The sequence below is a fragment of the Mesorhizobium sp. M7A.F.Ca.CA.004.06.1.1 genome (assembly GCF_003999135.1).
Taxonomy (GTDB): domain Bacteria; phylum Pseudomonadota; class Alphaproteobacteria; order Rhizobiales; family Rhizobiaceae; genus Mesorhizobium.
This window is the reverse complement of record NZ_RZPQ01000045.1, coordinates 1-16,922: the sequence shown is the minus strand read 5'-3', so window position 1 is coordinate 16,922 and position 16,922 is coordinate 1. Positions and strand designations below refer to the sequence as shown.

15 protein-coding genes are annotated in these 16,922 nt (G+C 63.2%); 3 read left to right on the top strand and 12 right to left on the bottom strand.

The features are described 5' to 3' along the window. From EN906_RS05330 to EN906_RS05305, 6 genes are all read right to left on the bottom strand, one after another. Positions 1–1,581: efflux RND transporter permease subunit (locus tag EN906_RS05330; RefSeq protein WP_164777103.1), on the bottom strand; the 1,581-nt coding region annotated here is incomplete at its 3' end. After that, complete coding sequence (locus tag EN906_RS05325; RefSeq protein WP_127272403.1) at positions 1,578–2,834, bottom strand: efflux RND transporter periplasmic adaptor subunit; 1,257 nt, start codon at positions 2,832–2,834, stop codon at positions 1,578–1,580. The genes EN906_RS05330 and EN906_RS05325, both read right to left, overlap by 4 nt. Positions 2,835–3,077: 243 nt before the next feature. After that, positions 3,078–3,674, bottom strand: a complete 597-nt coding sequence (locus tag EN906_RS05320; RefSeq protein ID WP_127271476.1) for a LysE family translocator — start codon at positions 3,672–3,674, stop codon at positions 3,078–3,080. Between the two features lie 82 nt (positions 3,675–3,756). Then, positions 3,757–4,329 (bottom strand): acetolactate synthase small subunit, encoded by a 573-nt coding sequence (ilvN, locus tag EN906_RS05315; protein ID WP_023757090.1) that lies wholly within the window; start codon positions 4,327–4,329, stop codon positions 3,757–3,759. Between the two features lie 85 nt (positions 4,330–4,414). Continuing rightward, entirely contained in the window at positions 4,415–6,196 is a 1,782-nt protein-coding gene (locus EN906_RS05310) for an acetolactate synthase 3 large subunit (RefSeq protein WP_127375091.1), read from the bottom strand. Positions 6,197–6,453: 257 nt separating this feature from the next. After that, positions 6,454–7,587 (bottom strand): DUF6600 domain-containing protein, encoded by a 1,134-nt coding sequence (locus tag EN906_RS05305; protein WP_245484182.1) that lies wholly within the window; start codon positions 7,585–7,587, stop codon positions 6,454–6,456. A 432-nt stretch (positions 7,588–8,019) separates the two neighbouring features. Between EN906_RS05305 and EN906_RS05300 the strand changes: the two genes are divergently transcribed. Then, entirely contained in the window at positions 8,020–9,840 is a 1,821-nt protein-coding gene (locus tag EN906_RS05300) for an NAD(P)/FAD-dependent oxidoreductase (RefSeq protein WP_127268623.1), read from the top strand. Positions 9,841–9,912: 72 nt separating this feature from the next. Here EN906_RS05300 and EN906_RS05295 read toward each other — a convergent pair whose 3' ends face one another. Continuing rightward, the gene (locus EN906_RS05295; protein WP_127268622.1) at positions 9,913–10,503 is read right to left on the bottom strand and encodes an HD domain-containing protein; all 591 of its coding nucleotides are present in this window, start codon (positions 10,501–10,503) and stop codon (positions 9,913–9,915) included. Then, positions 10,500–11,651, bottom strand: a complete 1,152-nt coding sequence (locus EN906_RS05290; protein WP_127268621.1) for a gamma-butyrobetaine dioxygenase — start codon at positions 11,649–11,651, stop codon at positions 10,500–10,502. The genes EN906_RS05295 and EN906_RS05290 overlap by 4 nt, the downstream gene beginning before the upstream one ends. Before the next feature lie 122 nt (positions 11,652–11,773). On the opposite strand from EN906_RS05290, the gene EN906_RS05285 reads away from it, so the two are divergent. Continuing rightward, positions 11,774–12,652 carry a LysR family transcriptional regulator gene (locus tag EN906_RS05285; RefSeq protein WP_127268620.1) on the top strand — a complete coding sequence of 293 codons (879 nt, stop codon included), beginning with the start codon at positions 11,774–11,776 and terminating at the stop codon, positions 12,650–12,652. Between the two features lie 4 nt (positions 12,653–12,656). Here the strand turns inward: EN906_RS05285 and EN906_RS05280 are convergent, their stop codons facing one another. From EN906_RS05280 to EN906_RS05270, 3 genes are read right to left on the bottom strand one after another with little or no spacing between them, the layout of a single operon-like run. Beyond that, the gene (locus EN906_RS05280) at positions 12,657–13,184 is read right to left on the bottom strand and encodes a GNAT family N-acetyltransferase (RefSeq protein ID WP_127268619.1); all 528 of its coding nucleotides are present in this window, start codon (positions 13,182–13,184) and stop codon (positions 12,657–12,659) included. Positions 13,185–13,228: 44 nt separating this feature from the next. Beyond that, positions 13,229–13,537, bottom strand: a complete 309-nt coding sequence (locus EN906_RS05275) for a hypothetical protein (protein WP_127268618.1) — start codon at positions 13,535–13,537, stop codon at positions 13,229–13,231. 4 nt (positions 13,538–13,541) lie between these two features. After that, complete coding sequence (locus tag EN906_RS05270) at positions 13,542–14,105, bottom strand: XRE family transcriptional regulator (protein ID WP_127272678.1); 564 nt, start codon at positions 14,103–14,105, stop codon at positions 13,542–13,544. 154 nt (positions 14,106–14,259) lie between these two features. On the opposite strand from EN906_RS05270, the gene EN906_RS05265 reads away from it, so the two are divergent. Next, positions 14,260–16,089 carry an ATP-binding protein gene (locus EN906_RS05265; RefSeq protein WP_127272677.1) on the top strand — a complete coding sequence of 610 codons (1,830 nt, stop codon included), beginning with the start codon at positions 14,260–14,262 and terminating at the stop codon, positions 16,087–16,089. Positions 16,090–16,307: 218 nt separating this feature from the next. On the opposite strand, the gene EN906_RS05260 is transcribed toward EN906_RS05265, so the two are convergent. Then, positions 16,308–16,922, bottom strand: a 615-nt coding sequence (locus EN906_RS05260; protein WP_164777102.1) for a GGDEF domain-containing protein, incomplete at its 5' end; no start/stop codon positions are given.

The following is a 16,922-nucleotide window of genomic DNA, read 5'->3' as shown; positions in this document are numbered from 1 at the left end:
CACCAGGAAGGTGTGCCGCAGGCAGAAGCTCAAGACCTTGTCGTAGCCGCGGGTGACGAGGTCCGGCTTGTGGCCGGGGCCATGCTTGTCGCGGTCGGCTTTGGTCACCGACAGCAGCCGCGAGCACAGCATCGGCGTCAGCGTCAGCGACACGAACATCGACGCCAGGATGGCGACCGTCACCACGACGGCGAACTCGTTGAAGATGCGCCCGATGACGCCACCCATCAGCAGCACCGGGATGAACACCGCGACCAGCGAAATCGAGATCGAGATGATGGTAAAGCCGATTTCGCGCGCGCCCTTCAGCGATGCGTCGAAGGCCGACAGCCCGTCCTCCTCCATATGGCGGAAGATGTTTTCAAGCATCACGATGGCGTCGTCGACGACGAGGCCGACCGCCAGCGTCAGGCCCATCAGCGATATGTTGTCGATGGAAAAGCCGAACAGGAACATCGCGCCGAGCGTGGCGATCAGCGAAATCGGCACCGCCACGGCCGGGATGATGGTCGCCGTCACCCGGCGCAGGAACACGAAGATCACCATGACCACCAGCGCGATGGTCAACAGCAGCGTGAACTGGACATCATCGACGGCCTGACGGATCGAACTGGAGCGGTCGTTAAGCAGCTTGATGTCGGCGGCGGCCGGCATCTGGTCCTTGAAGGACGGCAGCATGGCCTTGACCTTGTCGACGACGTCGACGGTGTTGGCGTCGGGTTGGCGCTGCACCGCCATGATGATCGCGCGCGTACCGTCATACCAGCTCGCCGTCGTCGTCGTCTGCACCGAATCGACCACACGGGTCACCTCGCCCAACCGTACGTGTCGACCGTTTTTGTGGACGCTGATGATGTTGGAGAAGCCGGCGGCGTCAGTCAGCTGCGTGTTGGCGGTGATGGTAAGCTGCTGCTTGTCGTTCTGCAGCACGCCGAGCGGCGTGTTGCTGTTGGCCGAGGCGACCGCCGCCTGCAGCTGATCGATCGAGATGCCGCGCGCGGCAAGCGCGGTCGGGTCGATCTGGATGCGCACCGCGTATTTCTGTTGGCCGAAGATCGAGACCTGCGCCACGCCGTCTATGGTCGACAGCGACGGCGAGATGACATTTTCCGCGAAAGCATCGAGATCGGTCAGCGGAACCGTGTCGCTGACCAGCGACATCAAAAGGATCGGCGCGTCGGCCGGATTGACCTTGCGATAGCTCGGCGGCGCCGTCATCTGCGGCGGCAATGATTTCTGCGTGCGCGCGATCGCCGCCTGCACGTCGGCTGCTGCCGCGTCGATGTCGCGGTTGAGCACGAACTGGATGGCGATCGAGGTCTGGCCAAGCGAGTTCGTGGTCGAGATCGAATCGATACCGGCGATGGTTGCGAACTGCTTGATCAGCGGGGTCGCCACCGACGTCGCCATGGTTTCCGGCGAGGCGCCGGGCAGCGAAGCCGAGACGTTGACCACCGGGAATTCGGCGCTGGGCAGTGCCGCCACCGGCAGGAACTTGTAGGCGAACAGTCCGCCCAGCACGAGGGCGAACGACATCAGAAGGGTGGCGACAGGCCTGCGTATGCAGAATTCGGAGATCATTGGGCCGCCTCGCCGGCTTTGCTCGCCTCGGCCACCTTCGGCGCGGCATCGGCCGTGGCCTTGCCCTCATGCACCGCGGCGCCGTCCTTCAGCCTCGTCTGGCCCTCAGTGACAACTTTCTCGCCGCTTTTCAGCCCCTGGCTGACGGCGCTGTTCTCGCCTTCGGTCAGCGCCACCTGCACCGGCCGCATCTCGACCGTGTTGTCCGGCTTGACGACATAGACGAACGGCCCCTTCTGGCTTGGCTGCACCGCGACCGTGGGAACCGATGTCATCTGCGGCATGATGCCGGCGTCGAGCACGACATTCACATACTGGCCGGGCCATAGCGAAAGATCGGCATTGGGAATGCTTGCCCGCGTGGCAATCGTGCCCGACGCGGTGTCGACGCTGGAGTCGACGAAATCGAGCGTACCCTTGCCGATCGGCGTCGGGTCACCATCCTTGGTCAGTGTCACCGCGCCCTGCTGCGGGTTGGCGAGCGCCTTGTGCAGCAGGGCCAGGTTACTCTCGGGAAGATTGAAGTTGACCTGCAGCGGGTCCATCTGGGTGATGGTCACCAGCGGGGTCGCCGTACTGCTGTTGCCATTGCTGACGGTGACGAGATCGCCGACGGCGACGCTGACAGCACCCAGCCTGCCGGAAATCGGCGCCGTGATCGTGGCGAAGCCAAGCTGGACATTGTCGGCGTCGATTGTCGCCTTGTCGGCATCGACAGTCGCTGCGGCAGCCTTCTGCGCGGCGACGGCCTGGTCGTAGGTCTGCTGCGTGCCGGCCTGCTTGGCGACCAGATCCTTGGCGCGCTGGAGATCGGACTGCGAGCTGGCGAGCATCGCCTGATCCTTGGCCAGCGCCGCCTGGTCCTTGGCAAGCTGCGCCTTCAGCGCCCGGTCATCGAGCGAAAACAGCAGATCGCCGGTCTTGACCATCTGCCCGTCCTTGACGTCGATGGACACGATTTGGCTGGACACCCGCGCGTTGATGTTGACGACGGCGGGAGAGGAGACGAAGCCGATCGCATAACGCCGGATCGGGAAATCGGCTGTCGAGGCGACGGCCGAGAGGATGGAGACCGAGCGCCCGGCATTGTCGGCCTTCTTGTCCGAAGCCGCAGCCTGTTTGTCCGGCGCGGCAACCTGCTTTGCGCCGATGACCTGCTGGACCCTGCCAAGCGCGTCAGGCGAAAGATAGAGCCAGCCGGCCGCACCCAGGCAGGCGACGGCCAGCAACGAAAGAACGACTTTTCCACGCATGGTCAAAGGCCCTCTCCACCCGACACGTCGTGGTCCGATGGGTTCTATTCCAACGCGGCCCGTTGCCGCGATTTCGCCGAATAGATAGGACACGCCTTTGTTGGAAAAGGGCCAAAAGGCGGCATTACGAAGATTTAATGTGCACTGCACAATGGATGTGCAACACGGGGCGGCTCCCGATCCGGACGGTCCGCCGAGAGTCCGAATCCCGTCCCCCTACGATCGGCTGGTGCGCCCCACAGCCTATTTAAGCATCGGCCAAAGCGTCGCCGCCAGCAGCACGCCCATGGCGATGTTGAACCATTTCAGCCGCACCGGGTCCGACAGGAAGCCACGCAGCGCCGTGCCGAACCCTGCCCATACCGAGACGCTCGGCAAATTGACGATAGTGAAAGCCACGGCGATCAACACCACCGACAGGAACGGGTGCTCGGCATTGGCATAGACGGCCATGGCGGTGATCGCCATCACCCACGCCTTGGGATTGACCCACTGGAATGCGGCCGCCTCGATGAAGCGCATAGGCCGCGCGTTCGTCTCGCCCTTGCCGGTCAGCGTGCGCGACATGGCGATCTTCCACGCGAGGTACAAAAGATAGGCGCCGCCGGCGATCTTGAGCGCGGTATGCAGCGCCGGAAACGCCGTCAACACAGCGCCGAGGCCAAGACCGACGGCAAGCAGCAGCACGAGGAAACCCATGCTGATGCCCAGCATGTGCGGAACGGTTCTGACGAGGCCGAAATTCACGCCCGATGCCAGCAGCATGAGATTGTTCGGCCCCGGCGTGATCGAGGTCACGAAGGCGTAGACAAGCAGGGCAAGGAATGCGTCGAGCGACATGGATATCCTCCCTGACAAGTCAGCATCGGAAGCCTCACTATGGAAGCTGGCTGACGCGTTCGGCGCCAGCCCCGCCGAAGTCCTACATCGCCTGCGGGCCGCGGTTCAACGCTGCCACGCCGGTGCGGCAGATTTCGACCAGGCCGAGCGGTTTCATGATGGCGATGAACTGGTCGATCTTGGAGCCTTTGCCGGTGATCTCGAAGATGAAATGCTCGGTGTTGGCGTCGATGACGCTGGCGCGGAACGCATCGGCCAGCCGCAACGCCTCGACCCGGGCCTCGCCGGTGCCGGCGACTTTGACCAGCGCCAGTTCGCGCTCCAGCGGCCGCTCCTGCCCGGATTCATGCGAACGCACGGTCAGGTCGACGACGCGGTGCACCGGCACGATGCGCTCGAGCTGGTGCTTGATCTGCTCCAGCACATGCGGCGTGCCGCGCGTCACGATGGTTATGCGCGACAAATGCTTTTCATGCTCGGTCTCGGAGACGGTCAGGCTCTCGATGTTGTAGCCACGCCCGGAAAACAGGCCGATGACCCTGGCAAGCACGCCCGGCTCATTGTCGACCAGCACGGAAAGCGTGTGGTTTTCCGGCTTTTCCGTCTCCTTGGCGATGAAATAGGCGGAGCCGGTCGGTTGTAGCTGTGCGTTCATGACATGAATCTCGATTTCAAGCTCTTGAGCTAATTCTTTGTTTGCGCAGGGCTTTCTGGCGACAGCTCTGCCTTGGTTCTGCCGGCTACACCAGTTCCCTGCCCTTGGCGTCGATGGCGTTGGCCACCGCCTCGTCGGTCGCCTCGTCGGGCAAGAGCATCTCATTGTGCGCCTTGCCCGATGGGATCATCGGGAAGCAGTTGGCGAGCGTCGCCACGCGGCAGTCGAACAGCACCGGCTTCCTGACCGAGATCATCTCCTTGATCGCGTCGTCCAGTTCGTCCGGCTTCTCGCAGCGAATGCCGTGTCCGCCATAGGCCTCGGCGAGCTTGACGAAGTCGGGCATCGCCTCGGTGTAGGAATGCGACAGCCGGTTGCCGTGCAGCAGCTGCTGCCACTGCCGCACCATGCCCATATACTGGTTGTTCAGGATGAAGATCTTGATCGGCGCGTCGTGCTGCACGGCAGCGCTCATCTCCTGCATCGTCATCTGCACGGAGGCGTCGCCGGCGATGTCGATGACCAGCGCGTCGGGATGCGCGATCTGCACGCCGAGCGCCGCCGGCAGGCCGTAACCCATCGTGCCCAGCCCGCCTGACGTCATCCAGCGGTTCGGCTTCTCGAAATGATAGTGCTGCGCCGCCCACATCTGGTGCTGGCCGACCTCGGTGGTGATGTAGGTGTCCATGCCCTTGGTCAGTTCGTAGAGCCGCTCGATGGCGTATTGCGGCATGATCACGTCGTTGTTCATCTTGTAGGCGAGCGAGTCGCGCGCACGCCATTTGGCGATCTGCTCCCACCACGGGTAGAGCGCCTTCTTGTCGGCCTTGGCGCTCGCGCGCCACAGCCGCACCATATCCTCCAGCACCCGGCCGACATCGCCGATGATCGGCACCTCGGTGTGAACGTTCTTGTTGATCGACGATGGATCGATGTCGATGTGGATCTTCTTCGAATTCGGCGAGAACGCGGTCAGCCGGCCGGTGATGCGGTCGTCGAAACGCGCGCCGATGCAGATCATCACGTCGCAGTCATGCATGGCCATGTTGGCTTCATAGGTGCCGTGCATGCCGAGCATGCCCATCCAGTTCTTGCCCGATGCCGGATTGGCACCGAGGCCCATCAGCGTCGAGGTAATCGGGAAACCGGTAAGATCGACCAGTTCGCGCAGCAGATGGCTCGCTTCCGGGCCGGAATTGATGACGCCGCCGCCGCTATAGATGATCGGCTTCTTGGCGCTGGCCATCAGCTCGACCGCCGCCTTGACCTTTTCCAGGTCGCCCTGGACCTTGGGCTGGTAGCTGGTGCGCGGCGCGATCTGCGGCGGGACGTAGAATCCCCTGGCGAACTGCACGTCCTTCGGAATATCGACGACGACCGGACCCGGACGGCCGGTGGTCGCGACATGGAAAGCCTCGTGGATGGTGGCGGCGAGCTCGTTGACGTCCTTCACCAGCCAGTTGTGCTTGGTGCAGGGGCGCGTGATGCCGACCGTATCGCATTCCTGAAAAGCGTCGGAGCCGATCAGCGAGGTCGGCACCTGCCCCGTCAGGCAGACCAGCGGGATCGAATCCATCAGCGCGTCCTGCAGCGGCGTCACCGCATTGGTGGCGCCGGGGCCGGAGGTCACCAGCATGACGCCGGCCTTGCCGGTCGAACGCGCATAGCCTTCGGCCGCATGGCCGGCGCCCTGCTCGTGGCGCACCAGTATGTGCTCGACATCGTCCTGCTGGAAGATCTCGTCATAGATCGGAAGGACAGCGCCGCCGGGATAGCCGAAGACATGCTTGACGCCATTGTCCTTCAGCGCCTGCACCACCATTTCGGCACCTGTCATCTCGCGCCGCTCGTTCTGTCCGTTGCTCATCGGTCTGGTCCCGTACTGTCGCCATTTGGCGTTTGCTGGTCGTTTAGTCGTGTTTAAGGCAATAAAAAAGGCCCCCGAGGGAGCCTGTGTCTTGCGCATGGGGGGTTTTCGCCCGGCGGTTACACCGCCTTGCCCACGCGCTTTCCTACGAGAATGAGTGCCGTTTTCATGGTGGCGGACACTAAGGGCGGGCAAGGCAGCCTGTCAACGGGAAAAATCGCGCCGGCGCGCACAGCGTGCCGGCGCGATCGAGCTTGTCAGCCCGGCGCCTTGCAGCGGGAAACGCGTGGATCGCATTTGAACGCCTTCCTGGCCTGCATCTTCGCTGGCGGATGGTGGGGTGCCACCCTTGCCGGGGCATGGTGCTGGGGCATGCGCATTGCCAACGCTTGCTGATGCGGCTTTTGTTGCCCAGCTCCGCGTGCAAGACGCTGCCCCGAAACCGGCTTGGGCGACCCCCGGTTGAGCGACGATTTGACAACGATGCGTCCGTCGCCCGCGGTCCTGTCGGCATGCAGCTTGAGCGCATCGGCCTTCGCGCCGTTGCCGGCGGCCATCCGCTTGCTCACCGGCTTCACGACCACCGGATTGCTGGCAGTCACCGCGCCGGGGGAAATGGCCTTGTTGCCGGTCGCAGTCTTGGGACCCGCCAGGATTTGCCCGTTCCCCTTTGTATTGCCGGCAAGCCTCTTGATCTCGGCGCCCCTGGAAACATCGAGCCGTGCACTGGCAAACACGCCTTTGCGAGGCGGAACCAGTTTTGCCGCCTTGATCGATTCGATGACGGGCTTCGGGAGTTGCTGCAGCCGGGGTCCGGCATTGATTGCAACGACCTGATTGCCAAGTCGCACGCGCGGTGCATTGTTGACCACGACCGTCTGGTTGATGATCGTCGTGTTGCGCATGATGACGACGTTCTCCTGCCCCGGCCGCACCATCCTGACCAGATCGACCGCGCCGATCGCCGCCACAGGCACGAAACACCACCAGGCGTCGTCGAAGGCGACACCGACGTCGGGCGGCGCTGGAGCCCAGCCGACATCATTGCCGCCCTGACGCCACACCACCCAGGCTGGCGCCCATTGATCGCCGGCGATCCACACCCAGCCGAAATCGGGATCATACGCCCAGCGGCCATAGTGATAGACGACATCGCCGAATGGCTCGGTGGACTGCCAGTACCAGCCATCGTCGGTCCAGACCCACCTGCCTTCGGTGTACGGCCGCCATTCGGTACGGACCGAGGGAACCCAGACATCGCCGAATCGGGCCGAGGTTCGCCATCCGCCATAATTCGAAAGCCTTTCGCGGACGGTGACGGCAATTTCCGCCGCATGCGCCTGCGTTCCGGGCAGCACCAGCGGGCCGGTCAGGGTCGCGCTCAAGGCCATGACCGCGGCCATTGCTGCTGCGCGTCCACGCCGGCCAAGGGAGCGACATGAAGACGCTTGGATGAAAGGTATGATGATCATAACGGGCTCCAGAGTTCCGCATCCAGAAAATCCCGGGAACCGCCCTGTTGCCCGCCACCGCTTCCCGGCTTCTCACCGATCGGTTGTCATCGGCCCGGGTGACCGCATTGCGGCATTTGACCATCAATTTTGCGCGACCGGCGCGGCATTCACAAATGGAACGTTCGTTTCCGGCGCCCGGGCGATTCCGAAACCGCCTGGCGATCTCATTTCTAGGATAGACCATTGAAATCGCTGGAAACTATGGTGGGGCGTGACGAGGGCCACCATCTCTGACGATACTTGATCGTCCGGCGGCAAGCCCGGCGGAGCGACCACCATGACGATCTGGATTTCACGGGAGGAAACCTGATGCTCGACAAGCCCTCTAGCAAGAACACGGCCCCTAGCAAGAAACTGTCCGACCTGCTCGATCAATTCGGCGCCGCGCTTGCTGCCAATGACATCGAGAAGGCGGTCGATTGCTTTCAAGATGATTGCTACTGGCGCGACCTCGTTACCTTCACCTGGAACATCAAGACCATGGAAGGCCGCGACCAGGTCCGCGACATGCTGAAAAACCAATTGTCGAAAACCAGGCCGTCGCACTTCGCCATCGCCAAGGGCGAGGACGCGACGGAGAGCGACGGGTTGATCGAGGGCTGGATCAGCTTCGAGACGGAAGTGGCGCGCGGCTTCGGCCATATCAGGCTGAAGGACGGCAAGATCTGGACGCTGCTGACCACCATGGCCGAACTGAAAGGCCACGAGGAGCCGGCAGGCTTTGCGCGGCCGATGGGCGCCAGGCACGGCTCGGGCAAGAACCGTCCGACATGGAAAGAAGAACGCGAGAGGGAAGCCGCCGAGCTCGGCTTCAAGACGCAGCCCTATACGGTGATCATCGGTGGCGGCCAGGGCGGCATCGCGCTCGGCGCGCGGCTGCGGCAGCTTGGCGTGCCCACCATCATCATCGAGAAGAACGAGCGTGCCGGCGACAGCTGGCGCAAGCGCTACAAATCGCTCTGCCTGCATGACCCGGTCTGGTACGACCATCTGCCCTATATCGATTTCCCCAAGAACTGGCCGGTCTTCTCGCCCAAGGACAAGATCGGCGACTGGCTGGAAATGTACGCCAAGGTGATGGAGCTGAATTACTGGTCCTCGACCGAGGCCAAAAGTGCGTCCTATGACGACAAGACGAAGGAATGGACCGTCGTCGTCCACCGCGACGGCAAGGACATCACGCTGAAGCCCAAGCAGCTGGTGCTGGCAACCGGACAGTCCGGCAAGGCCAATCTGCCGAAATTCAAGGGCATGGAAACCTTCAAGGGTGACCAGCACCACTCGTCGAAGCATCCGGGTCCCGACGCCTATGCCGGCAAAAAGGCCGTTGTCATCGGATCCAACAATTCCGCCCATGACATCGCTGCCGCACTTTGGGAAGCTGGTGCCGACGTGACCATGGTGCAGCGCTCGAGTACCCATATCTCCAGGTCCGACACGTTGATGGAAATCGGACTGGGTTCGCTCTATTCGGAGCAGGCGCTGCAGAATGGCATCACCACCGCCAAGGCCGATCTCATCTTCGCTTCGCTGCCTTACAAGATCCTGCACGAGTTCCAGATCCCGGCCTATGCCGAGATGAAGAAACGCGATGCGGCGTTCTACAAGGGACTGGAAAAGGCCGGTTTCATGCTCGACTGGGGCGACGACGAGTCCGGCCTGTTCATGAAGTACCTAAGGCGCGGCTCTGGCTATTACATCGATGTTGGCGCCTCGCAGCTGGTTATCGATGGTTCGATCAAGCTGAAGAGCGGCGTCGACGTCGAAGAGATCAAGCAGCACTCGGTTCTGCTCAGCGACGGGTCGGAACTGCCTGCGGACCTCATCGTCTACGCCACCGGCTACGGCTCGATGAACGGCTGGGCCGCCGATCTGATATCGCGCGAGACCGCGGACAAGGTCGGCAAATGCTGGGGCCTCGGCTCGAACACCACCAAGGATCCCGGCCCCTGGGAAGGTGAGCTGCGCAACATGTGGAAGCCGACGCAACAGGAGGCGCTGTGGTTCCACGGCGGCAATCTGCACCAATCACGACACTATTCGCAGTTCCTGGCGCTGCAGTTGAAAGCCAGGCAGGCCGGCTTGGCGACGCCGGTCTACGGCCTGCAGCAGGTGCACCACAAGGGATAGGCGAGCGCCATTCCTGCGGAGTAAAAAAGGAAGGAGGCATGGCTTGCACCCTGCCTCCTTCCTTCGAGGGAATTACGCCGGCTTACCCGCGGCGAACTGTGTCACCACCCGCTGCAGCAGCGGCACGTAATCGCGAAACGCCCGTGTCTTCATGTTGGCGATCTTGCCGCTCTCGTCCCAGATGCGGACCCGGACCGCTTCCTCGTGGAACGGGTTCTTGCGGAACTCGGCCACTTCATCGGCGCTCATCGGCCCGCCCTGCAGCGACAGCGTGTGCACCGAGGCCTGCGACAGCCTGCCGAAATAGGTCGGGTCGGTGGCGCAGAGATAGCGCTTGGCCGCGACATGCAGCCTGACGCATTCGACGATGACCGGCGGAAAGAACGGCGCCAGCACCTCGCCACCGGCCTCGTCATGATGCTTGTCCTCGACATCCTCGGGCGAATAGGTGCCGAACTCGCTGGTGTAGTGGCCGATGTCGTGCAGCAGCGCCGCCGCCACCAGCTCGTCCGGCGCGCCGTCCTGCTCGGCGAACCAGGCGCCCTGCAGCATGTGCTCCGACATGGTGACGGGTTCGCCGAGATAGGATTCGGCACCCCGGCGCTCGAAGATGTCGGCGATGAACTCGACGATGGTGTCCGCGTTCAAATCCTGGCCGCTCATTCCGCCGCCTCCTTGAACCCATGCTCGATCGCCGCGAGCGTCGACAGCAGACCGTCCTTGTCTGCGTAACAGCCCTGCAGCCAGCGCTTACCGGTACCGGAAAACGCCTTGCGGGCATGCATGACGCGGGTGTTGTCGACGATGAACGCCTGCCCCGCTTCGAGCTTGAACGTCACCTCGAAGGATGGATCCTCGATCAGTTCCGCGAACCGGCGATAGGCGGCGTAGTACGCTTCCATATCGCTGAACGGCACGTCGACCGTCGGCGCCAGGGAGCGGTTGTTGAAGCGGATGCAAATCAGCTCGCCATCGGGCCCGAGCTCGATCATCGGCCGCTTCGCCTGCAGCCGCACGCCGGAAGAGCCGGCATATTCGAAGCGCGCCGGGCATGAGCTCAGCAGCCGGAAGCCTTCCGGGTTCTCAGCCTGCAGCGCAGCCGCGACGGCAAACCCATCGACGACACTGGACTCGCCGCCCTCAACCGTATTCTCGATGCAGGACAGGATCTGCAGCGTCGGCACAGGGTCGCGATAGGGGTTGTCGGTGTGTGCCTGGAGGCCGAGATTCGTGTAGGCGAGATTGTTCGGATTGACCTCGGCGCGCACTTCGAACCAGCGCCCGTAATTGGTCTCCCTGATGTAGCCGAACAGATCGGATACTTTGCACAGCGCCCCGGATTCGGTCGGCAGATCGTCCATCACCGCGAAGCCATAGGTTTTCACCGCCGACAGCCATTGCCCCAGCACAGCACGATCGCGGCTGGCCGCAACATAGCCGGCGCGCGGTACCGAATTCTGCATCGAGGCCTTGGTCCATCGCACGGTGGCCTCGCCTGTCCAGCCCGGCTGGCGGCCTGCGTCACGATCATAGGCATTGGCGCTCAGCCATGCCGCGGGAAAGCTGACCGTCTTCTGCTCGGGCACGAAGCTGACTTCCAGGGCGCCGCCTTTGATCGACGCGGCGCCGATCCTGGTGTTGGCGGGAATGTCGAGAATGGTGATGAGCCGTTGACCATTGCCGGCGCTGCGCGTCTTGTCGTCCAGCGCATTGTCGCGCAGCCACATGGCATGAAAACGGCTGCGCGACCCGTCCTGCCAGCCAAGGTCGATTGTTCTGCCTTCGTCGCCGATCAGCGCGTGGGTGAGCATGGAGATCCGTTCCTGTTCATTGCGTCCCCCGCAGCCTGATCCGCAGGGTTTCGATTGCATGTTGATCGCGCGACAGGCATAACTCAAATTATCATTTTTTAGCCAATGACCGCAGAATACTAATGGCTCGTACAAATACACCCGTGCCGCCTCTGGACTGGCTGCGCAGTTTCGAGGCGGCGGCGCGGCTGTCGAATTTCACCGCGGCGGCAGCCGAGCTCGGTCTCACCCAGGCAGCCGTCAGCCAGCACATCCGGTTTCTCGAGGAGCGGCTCAAGACACGTTTGTTTTCGCGGCTGGCGCGGGGCGTTGCACTGTCGCCGGAGGGTGCGGCCTACTTGCCTCACATCCAGTCGGCCTTCGCCACCATCGGCAACAGCACCGCGGAACTGTTCGAGCCGCGTGCCGTCCAGACCGTGACCATCCGGGCGCCGATCTCCTTTGCCTTGCTCATGCTGGTTCCGGCGCTGCCAGATCTCGCCAAGGCACTGCCGCGCATCCAACTCGATCTGGTGACGATCCATCGCCCTGCCGACTACGATCTGCCGGGCTCGGTGCTCGACATCCGCTTCGGCAACGGATCGTTCCCCGGACGCGAAGCCGACAGGCTGACCGCCGAGCGGCTCGTGCCGGTGGCCGCACCTGCGCTCGCCGGCGACGACGACTGGCCTTCCCTGCCGCTGCTTCTGGTCGCCGGCGCGCGCGAGATGTGGGCGGAATGGTTCGCCGCCGCTGGACTGGCTGGCCATCCCAGACGATCGCACCGCTTCGACAGTTTCGTCACCGCCATGGAGGCGGCGAGCGCCAGCGCCGGCGTGCTCTTGGGCTCGCGGCCGCTGGTCGATGCGGCGCTCGACAGCAAGACGCTGGTCAGGCTTTCCGACTATGAACTTTCCAGCACATCGGGGCATTTCCTGACCAGGGCGTCGACAGCACGCCTGACCGGAGCCGAACAGGATTTCCGCCAATGGCTGCTCCTGCGCCTCTCCGCGCCGGCATGACTGGTTATGAGATTGGCCCGATCCGCTTCCAGTAGATCAACGTGCCGGTCAGCCCGCCATGCGGCTTCAGGGCATAGTCCGGTATCTCACCGGCCAGCGTGAAGCCCAACCGCTCATAGAGGCCTGAGGCGCCCTCCTCGGTCGCCGTGTCCAGAACCAGCAGCGTGCGGCCCTTCTCCAGGGCGAGGCTCTCGGCGGCTCGCATCAGGCGCGTTCCCACACCCCTGCCCCGGTAATCGACTGATGTCATCAGCTTGGCGATCTCGGCCCGGTGCGGCTGGTTGGGCGGACAATCGAGCAGCAAGGTCACGGTGCCGACGAGGTTTTTGCCGTCCCAGGCGCCAAGCACCGATCTTTCGCCCCTTGCCGCCGCGGCCAGCGACTTCTCCCAGAACGTCCTTGCCGCCTGCGGCGCCAACGGATGCATGAAGCTGACCGAACCGCCGGCCGCCACCGTTGCGACCAGCAATTCGGCCAGCATGTCCTGCGTTTCGGCAGTCGGGTTCAGGGGTGCGATCTCGATCGAGTTCATGTGCAGGATATCCTGTGATTGCAATAGAAGCGGGCGCATTGCTGTCAGTCCAGACGGTGCGCGCGGCGTCGCTTTCGCGCCGCCTTGATGGCGCTGATGCGGTCGGCGTCTTCGTGCCCGAGATGCCGCCCGCGCTCGAGTATCTCGAGCGTGTACTCCTCATAGGTCAGGCCAAGCCGCTCGGCTCTGTCCATGCGCAGCAGCATCACCTCGTGGCTCGGCGCCTTCCACGCCTTGGCATGAGCGGCCTGCCAGGCAAGGAAGATGTAGGGATCGCCCTTGCCCCATGGCGGGCCCTTGTACTCATCGAGAGGCGGCCCCCCATTGTGGGAGCGCTTTGGTCTTCTTGCCATTGTGTCAGCCCCTGACCAGCGCGACGAGATAGTCGGCGCCGGGCTCGAGGGCGTGGAAGGTGCAGTCCGACGGCGCCCCGAGCGCCAGGCAGTCGCCTGATACAAGCTTGTGCACTGTCTCACCTTCGATGAATTCGAGCCGCCCGGAAATCAGCCATATCTGCTGCTTGATGAAGGCGTATGAAGCGGCCGGAAAACTGACCTTGGCGCCCGCCGGCAGATGCACCTTGATCAGTTCCAGCGGCATATCGCCAGCCGGCGAAAGATGCCGCCTGACATAGCCGGTGTCGGGATCGCGCCACACCGGCTGGTCGGCCTCGCGCAATATCCCGCCGCCCTGCAATTCCGCGCGCGCGATCAAGGTCGACAGCGTCATGCCGAAGGCCGACGCGATGCGCACCAGAAGCGCCGCCGTCGGGCTGGTCTTGCCCCGCTCGATCGTGCTGAGCATCGCCTTCGAGACGCCGGAATGCTCCGCGAGTTCGGCCAGGGACCAGTCGCGCACGGTCCTTTCGGCGTGTATTCTGCGGCCGATCGTCGAGGAAATGTCGTTCGCTATATCATCCATATGTCTATTATAGCGAAAAATAGACGCCGGAGAAGAGCCGGCTGGCGACAATTTTCACGAGCCCTTTAATGCTCTCTACACCATCCGACATCATCGGGCCTTAACCCCATTCGGGTAGGATCGATGCTCCAGGGAAATGGGGATTGGCCTGTCCATGTATGTCGAACGCGAAGCCTCCGTTGGAGAACCGACATCGCAGGAGCGCCGCGACGCAGAGCAGAACGACAAGCGCATCCTCGGCAATGTCGTGCAATGCGATGGCGCGCGCGCCACCATCAGCGCCTATGCGAATGACGCCGACGGCGCGGTGACCGGCCTGTGGACGGTCGGCAAGATGATTTCCATCAATCTCGGATCGACGCGAACCGTCGGCCTGGTCTACGCAATCGGCAAGTCGGACCGCGCCTGGAGCAATGAGGGCCAGAACGCCATCGAGGTCAGCATCGAGCTGATCGGCGAAGTCCGTGACGGAGCAGAGCCCGGCGGCAAACCGGTCTTCGATCGCGGCATCACCACCTATCCGCATATCGGCGCCGTTGCGCATCGGATCCGCACCCGCGACCTGCAGGCGGTCTATGACCTCGCCGGGCGTCATTCGATCACGATCGGCACGCTAGCGCAGGACGAGACGATCGCCGCCAACATCGCCATCGACGATACGCTGGCGCGTCACTTCGCCATTGTCGGCACGACCGGCGTCGGCAAATCCACCGCCGTCTCGCTGCTGCTGCGCAAGTCGATCGCCGCACGGCCCGACCTGCGCATCCTGATCCTCGACCCGCACAACGAGTTCGCTGCATCGCTGCCCGAATACTGCGTCAGGGTCGATTCCAAAACCTTGGATCTGCCGTTCTGGATGTTCAAGCTCGAGGAATTCGCCGAGGTGCTGTTCCGGGGCCGCGAGACCGAGCCGGAAGAAATCGACGCCTTGCGCGACCTTATCCCGGCCGCCAAGAATCTCTACCGCAACCCGAATTCGGGCTCATATATCAGGCGCGGCAGCGATGCGTTGACCGCCGATACGCCGGTGCCTTACCGCATCGCCGACCTGCTCAAGCAGATCGATGAGCGCATGGGCATGCTCGAAAGCAAGACCGATCGCCCGACGCTCAAATCGCTGAAGACGCGCATCGAATCGGCGGCCGCCGATCCACGCTACCGCTTCATGTTCAACTCGCGCCTGATCGAGGACACCATCCACGAGACGATCGGCAACATCTTCCGCGTGCCGCATCATGGCCGCCCGGTAACCTGCTTCGAGATGGCCGGCATGCCGTCGGAAGTGGTCAATTCGGTCTGCTCGGTGCTGGCGCGCCTGGCCTTCGACCTCGCTCTGTGGAGCGAGGGCAAGCTGCAGTTGCTGTTTTTGTGCGAAGAGGCGCACCGCTATATGCCGGCCGACCCGCGCCTCGGCTTCGCGCCGACAAGGCACGCGCTGTCGCGCATTGCCAAGGAAGGCCGCAAATATGGCTGCTATCTCGGCGTCGTCACCCAGCGCCCGGGCGAGCTCGACCCGACCATCCTTTCGCAATGCTCGACCTTCTTCGCCATGCGGCTTGCCAATGAGCAGGACCAGGCGATCATCCGCTCGGCGATTGCCGACTCTTCCGCCTCGACGCTTGCCTTCCTGTCCTCCATGGGCCAGCGCGAAGCCATCGCCTTCGGCGAAGGCGTGGCGACGACCATGCGGCTGAAGTTCGAAAAACTGCCGAGTGACCTGCTCCCCGGCACCGCAAAACGCGAAGAGGCCACGTCGAAGCCAGGCGACGATGTCGATCTGGTGGCGATCGTGGAACGACTGCGCAATGTGCCTAAATCAACGCAGCAGGCGATGGCCTTCGCCGAGGTCGTCGATTCAGGCCGCCAGGCCGGCGACCCCGACTACCGCAAGCCACCCGCCGCACGCGCGCCATCGGACGACGATTTCGACATGCGCTACGGCCTAAAGCCCGCAACCTTCGGCCTGCGCCCGCAAAACGATTAGGTCAGCAGCGCCAACTCCTCTGCCTTCTGACCGAGAAGCCGCGCCAAGCTTGCGCCCTGCCTAGGCCGCTTGGGTAAATCCCGTCAGGGAATTCGTCAGGCTGAGTCGGGTGGTGCTGTTTTCGAGAACCGAAGCGGAGCGGACGTTTGAGTCCGTGAGCATCGGAAGCGCAGAAAACGGCGCCAGACGGCCAGCCTCACGAATTCAGTGATGGGATTTCAGGCGCAGACGCGGTTGCGGCCCTGCCTCTTCGCCTCGTAAAGCTGGCGGTCGGCGCGGCGATAGAACTCTTCCGCTGTTTCCTTGCGGTCCCAGACGGCGAGCCCGACGCTGGTGGTGATCTTGAGGCGGACATTGCCCGACAGCACCGACATGTTGGCGATCGCCTTGCGGATGCGCTCGGCAAACTTGCCCAGAAGCTCGGCGTCCATGTTGGGCGTGACCACGGCGAACTCCTCGCCGCCCAATCGCGCCACCACATCGTGGTAGCGCGTCATGTCCTTGAGACAGTTCGCGACGGCCTTGAGCACTTCGTCGCCGACGTCATGGCCGTGGGTGTCGTTGACCTGCTTGAAATGGTCGAGATCGAGGATCATCAGCCCGACGGGCTTTTCGATGCGCCGGAACTCCTCGAGATACTCCTTCAGCGCATCATCGAAATAGCGCCGGTTCTGCATGCCGGTCAGGCCATCGGTCAGCGCCGCATGCTCGAATGTTTCCGAGCGCGCGCTGAGCGAGACCGTCATGGCGCGCAGCTTGCCTTCCTCCATCGCCTGTTTGCGGATCAGCGGATAGATGAAGAAGATGCCGAAGAACAGCGCGGTGGCCAGGAG

Coding starts and splice junctions, on each gene's coding strand:
- EN906_RS05325 (WP_127272403.1), bottom strand. CDS start 2,834: ATGCGTGGAAAAGTCGTTCTTTCGTTGCTGGCCGTCGCCTGCCTGGGT.
- EN906_RS05320 (WP_127271476.1), bottom strand. CDS start 3,674: ATGTCGCTCGACGCATTCCTTGCCCTGCTTGTCTACGCCTTCGTGACC.
- ilvN (WP_023757090.1), bottom strand. CDS start 4,329: ATGAACGCACAGCTACAACCGACCGGCTCCGCCTATTTCATCGCCAAG.
- EN906_RS05310 (WP_127375091.1), bottom strand. CDS start 6,196: ATGAGCAACGGACAGAACGAGCGGCGCGAGATGACAGGTGCCGAAATG.
- EN906_RS05305 (WP_245484182.1), bottom strand. CDS start 7,587: ATGGCCTTGAGCGCGACCCTGACCGGCCCGCTGGTGCTGCCCGGAACG.
- EN906_RS05300 (WP_127268623.1), top strand. CDS start 8,020: ATGCTCGACAAGCCCTCTAGCAAGAACACGGCCCCTAGCAAGAAACTG.
- EN906_RS05295 (WP_127268622.1), bottom strand. CDS start 10,503: ATGAGCGGCCAGGATTTGAACGCGGACACCATCGTCGAGTTCATCGCC.
- EN906_RS05290 (WP_127268621.1), bottom strand. CDS start 11,651: ATGCTCACCCACGCGCTGATCGGCGACGAAGGCAGAACAATCGACCTT.
- EN906_RS05285 (WP_127268620.1), top strand. CDS start 11,774: ATGGCTCGTACAAATACACCCGTGCCGCCTCTGGACTGGCTGCGCAGT.
- EN906_RS05280 (WP_127268619.1), bottom strand. CDS start 13,184: ATGAACTCGATCGAGATCGCACCCCTGAACCCGACTGCCGAAACGCAG.
- EN906_RS05275 (WP_127268618.1), bottom strand. CDS start 13,537: ATGGCAAGAAGACCAAAGCGCTCCCACAATGGGGGGCCGCCTCTCGAT.
- EN906_RS05270 (WP_127272678.1), bottom strand. CDS start 14,105: ATGGATGATATAGCGAACGACATTTCCTCGACGATCGGCCGCAGAATA.
- EN906_RS05265 (WP_127272677.1), top strand. CDS start 14,260: ATGTATGTCGAACGCGAAGCCTCCGTTGGAGAACCGACATCGCAGGAG.